Source organism: Eubacterium ramulus ATCC 29099, from assembly GCF_000469345.1.
GTDB lineage: Bacteria > Bacillota > Clostridia > Lachnospirales > Lachnospiraceae > Eubacterium_I > Eubacterium_I ramulus.
On the sequence record NZ_KI271111.1, the window covers coordinates 1 to 3,924 of the forward strand.

A 3,924-nucleotide genomic window follows, 5' to 3' on the forward strand; every position below is an offset into this window, starting at 1 on the left:
TTTTTCTATACACTGTTTTATTTGACGCTTACTTTATATAAAATAACTTTTGGGTAAAAGTCTCAATAAATGCATTATAATACTTCCTTTTCATTTCTCGATCAGCTACAATTTTCTGTTCCTTTATTTGTGAATTACTTGTTACTTTTACGGCTACTATTGAACCAATAATTGTTAATACAGTCGCTCCAGCTGCTATCAATGCCACAAATTTACGTTTGTCTCGATCTTCATTTCTTAATTATACACAGGATTTGAAGCTTTTTCTACTTATCTATTGTTCTAAAATCTCTTTCAAAAAAATAATTTAAAAAATTTTAAAAAAATAGGGTGTCAAAAGCCTGAGCAATTCCAAATAAGTGAAGGGAGTAATTCCAATCAATAAAAATGGAATCCTTTCACTTGAATTGAAAACTGAATATACAGGTCACTAAGACGTTAATTCTGATGATAGCCGTTTTATCGGGTACGCCATAACTTTTGCAGTTGCAGAACAGCGAGAACTCCCGGTATGAGTGTCAGGTTGCCCCTGACATGGCGATGACAGTCAGAAAGATAATGATACTTCTCTAAGGAGCTGGCGGAGTACCCGGCAGAGGTTAGAATCCTATGATACAGATCAGCAGTCTGTTCCTTAGTGCACCAACGGAAGAAGAAAAGGAAAGGGCTCGAAAGGAATATTTGGATAGACGAGGTGTGCCGGAGAGTTTTCGGTGGTAGTTTTTCTTAAATATATATAATGGCTGCGTGTCACGCTTCCGTTAGAATCGATAAGGAAAATGTGGTGTGCTTGACACAGTGGAGGCTTGTGTACACTGACTGCCGCAGGCAGAAAAGCTCCCGGCAGGGCGCAAAGCCTGATTTGTCAGGTTGCATTTTTGATGGCGTAGCCGTCAAAAGTGCTTTTGCGTTACTTTCGACGAAAGTAACAAAGCCTGCGCCGTATTCGGCGCTAATATGACAGATAAAAGAAAGGGGAAGATTGCCTATGGAGAGAACGATAAGTGCAATGATCGGAAAAGGTTCTGTGAACCATAATACCAGAGCATTTACAGCTAAGAATGTAGATAAAAACAGAAGTGCTGATAATGTGGAATTTTGCCAGGGAGATATTAAGCAGGTTTATCATAAATTGTTTGATGAAGCACGGGAACGATATAATGCAAAACAGAAACGGAAAGATCGCGTGATTGATAATTATTATGAAAAAATCAGGAGGAGCAAGCAGGAAAAGTTATTTCATGAAGTGATATTTCAAATCGGAAATAAAAATGATATGAATGCCAAAAGTGAAGATGGATTGTTGGCAAAAAGAATTTTAACGGAATTTATGGATGAGTTCCAAACTAGAAATCCGAACTTGTATGTATTCTCGGCACATTTGCATATGGATGAAGAAACACTGCATCTGCACATTGATTTTGTACCATATATTACAGGAAGCAAGCGAGGACTTGATACAAGGGTATCATTAAAATCTGCACTAGCGGCAGAAGGCTTCACCGGTGGCACTAGAGGTGCTACCGAATTAAATCAGTGGATTGCATCAGAAAAGCAGGAAATTGCGACAGTCATGGAGCGATATGGTGTGGAATGGCTGCAAAAGGGTACACATGAGAAACATTTGTCGGTGCTTGAATTTGAAAAGAAAGAGCGGGCAAGGGAAGTAGCTGAATTGGATAGTCAGAAGCGGGAAATATCTTCTGTGGTTGCACAGCTTGGAGAAGAGGTTTTTGTAAAGAAACAGGAATTAAAGAATGCTACAACTGAAAAAGAACTGGCAGAAGAAGCTACACAGAAAGCAAACGAGGAGAGAATTACAGCACAACAGGAGAAGGAAGTATTGCTTGCAGGTAATAAGGATTTGAGAATGGAAAATTCAAGGCTTGAAAGCCACAAGGACAGACTTCGCATGGAAAATCATGATTTGAAGCAAAAGCAGTTACAGTTGCAGACAGATAATGAAGAACTGGAACAACGGCATGAAGATTTACAATATACGAATAGTAAATTGAAGAATGTGAATGATCAGTTATCTGCTGACAATCACACTCTGGAGCAAAGGAATGATTCATTGCAATCTGATATTCAGGCATTAAGACAGAAATACAATGATTTGCAACAGAATAATGTTCAACTTGAAAAGCAACAGAATGAGCTTAAGAGGCATATAGGGCAGATGGTGCAGTCGGAGCAGTTATTACAGCGTGATGTAAGAAAGTATGATGAAGCATCGGAGTGGCAATTGCCGGAACCGGGAGCATTTGCAAGTGCTAAGTCATTTCGGGATAAGGTGGTTATACCATTTGTGAATAAGCTTAAAACACTGATAAAGAATCTGACAATCCAGTGTGTAAGACTAAAAGAGGAAGTCCTGCAATTGCGAAAAGAAGAGATTGTCAGAGGATGTGGAGTTTTACAAAGGTAAGATTAAGGATATGAGCGATAAGACAGAAATGTTGCAGGAAAAGGTTGATGATCTGGAGCGTGTGAAGAGATATGTCGGTGCGGAGCAGATTGATACGATTATTCGTAAGGTAAAGGAACAGGAGCGTACAGAGCAGCAGATAAGACGGTATGACAGGTCTTATGGGGTAAGATAATGGGAAGGATGGATTGATGAGATGAAAGATAATCGAATGGATAATCGTGGAATGAGCTTATAACATGGATAACGGATATGTTGAGGTGTGGTTTACAGATGGAAATATGTTGCGGATAAAGTGCGAAGAAGTGGAGGCTGCTCTGAGGACAACAGAGCAGTCACTGGCGAAGCTGCATAGGTTGTTGGATGACAAGCCAATAGAGTATGTGGCAATGGCTTTGTCTGGGAGATGCAGGCATATTGCGATATTGAGGATGATATGGTTAAGGGAAGGTTTGGGACGATTGTGCAGGGGTATTTGAAGAAGGGGGATAACCGGGCTACGGCGGAAATGATGGCTAGGGAGTTTTTTAGGTATGAGAGTTGAACGAAAATAGTAATATAAAATGAATATCAAGGAATAAGACAAGATGGAAATAATAGCATGTAGGTGCTATAATATATAAAAAGTATTTGTCTGTGTATGGAGATAATTATGAATAAAAAATTTTTTAATAGAATTATGTTTGGGGTATCAATTGTATATCTTATTGGGGCTATTATAATTATTGTAACAGGAAAAATAAAATGGGATATTACAAATTTGTTTAATACAGATGGTTTATCTTTGTTAGGGTGTATTTTTGCAGTTGGTGAATTGATTTTAAGTAAGAGAAATATCATAAGCAAATGGATAAATCAGATGTTAATAAGGAATAAAGTGTTGCAGTATAGAATTGGGATTGTGATAGAGTTAGTGGAACAAAAGTCAATCAAATATTGGATTAATGCTTTGGAAAATAATTTGAAGCAGGTTTTGAATATAGAGGAACTTCCCAGTAAGCCAATAAAAGAAATTAAAAATGATAGTTGTAAGATGTATTATGAAACATGTGGATTTATGATAGATTATTATAAAAATAATGAATGCTTAAATATAAGAATTTCGGGAAAAGGGAAATATGGTAAATTGCATTCGAGGAAAAAGGATATTATGTATTTATCTCTTCTGATAGAAACGTTGAGTAATAGTTTTTTACAGGATAATATTATTAGAAGAACAGGAACAGTCAAGAGTTTTGAACTGACGATTTTAAAGAATGGCAGTCAGCTTTCATATGGAAACATTTTTAATGAAGAATTGGGGTGTGTAAATGATTATAACATTATAGTAGGGACTACGAGTCAAAGCGATATACAGTATTATTTAAATGATCAAGAAATAACTATGAAGATGATAAATGTTACTTCAATATATGACGGATTTATTGATTTTACAAATTTATTGTGTTCAGTAGAGTGATTTACAAGGAGACCAGCTATGAAAAGTCAACCATAAA

4 protein-coding genes are annotated in these 3,924 nt (G+C 36.9%); all 4 read left to right on the forward strand.

Annotation, left to right across the window (positions count from 1 at the left end):
* The first annotated feature begins 988 nt into the window (after window positions 1–988).
* The 4 genes from HMPREF0373_RS06025 (at window position 989) to HMPREF0373_RS06040 (ending at window position 3,887) form a co-directional block, all read left to right on the forward strand.
* Window positions 989–2,428, forward strand: coding sequence for a plasmid recombination protein (locus tag HMPREF0373_RS06025; protein WP_021738760.1), 1,440 nt, complete (start codon window positions 989–991; stop codon window positions 2,426–2,428).
* A 10-nt stretch (window positions 2,429–2,438) separates the two neighbouring features.
* The gene (locus HMPREF0373_RS16385) at window positions 2,439–2,603 is read left to right on the forward strand and encodes a hypothetical protein (protein ID WP_155958132.1); all 165 of its coding nucleotides are present in this window, start codon (window positions 2,439–2,441) and stop codon (window positions 2,601–2,603) included.
* Between the two features lie 64 nt (window positions 2,604–2,667).
* Window positions 2,668–2,907: a DUF6061 family protein gene (locus tag HMPREF0373_RS06035; RefSeq protein WP_021738762.1), complete on the forward strand. Its 240-nt coding sequence runs from the start codon at window positions 2,668–2,670 to the stop codon at window positions 2,905–2,907.
* A 173-nt stretch (window positions 2,908–3,080) separates the two neighbouring features.
* Window positions 3,081–3,887, forward strand: coding sequence for a hypothetical protein (locus HMPREF0373_RS06040; RefSeq protein WP_044963153.1), 807 nt, complete (start codon window positions 3,081–3,083; stop codon window positions 3,885–3,887).
* Window positions 3,888–3,924 lie beyond the last annotated feature (37 nt).

Excerpts from the sequence above, each read along its gene's own strand:
- HMPREF0373_RS16385 (WP_155958132.1), top strand. The coding sequence starts at position 2,439 with ATGAGCGATAAGACAGAAATGTTGCAGGAAAAGGTTGATGATCTGGAG.
- HMPREF0373_RS06035 (WP_021738762.1), top strand. The coding sequence starts at position 2,668 with ATGGATAACGGATATGTTGAGGTGTGGTTTACAGATGGAAATATGTTG.
- HMPREF0373_RS06040 (WP_044963153.1), top strand. The coding sequence starts at position 3,081 with ATGAATAAAAAATTTTTTAATAGAATTATGTTTGGGGTATCAATTGTA.
- HMPREF0373_RS06025 (WP_021738760.1), top strand. The coding sequence starts at position 989 with ATGGAGAGAACGATAAGTGCAATGATCGGAAAAGGTTCTGTGAACCAT.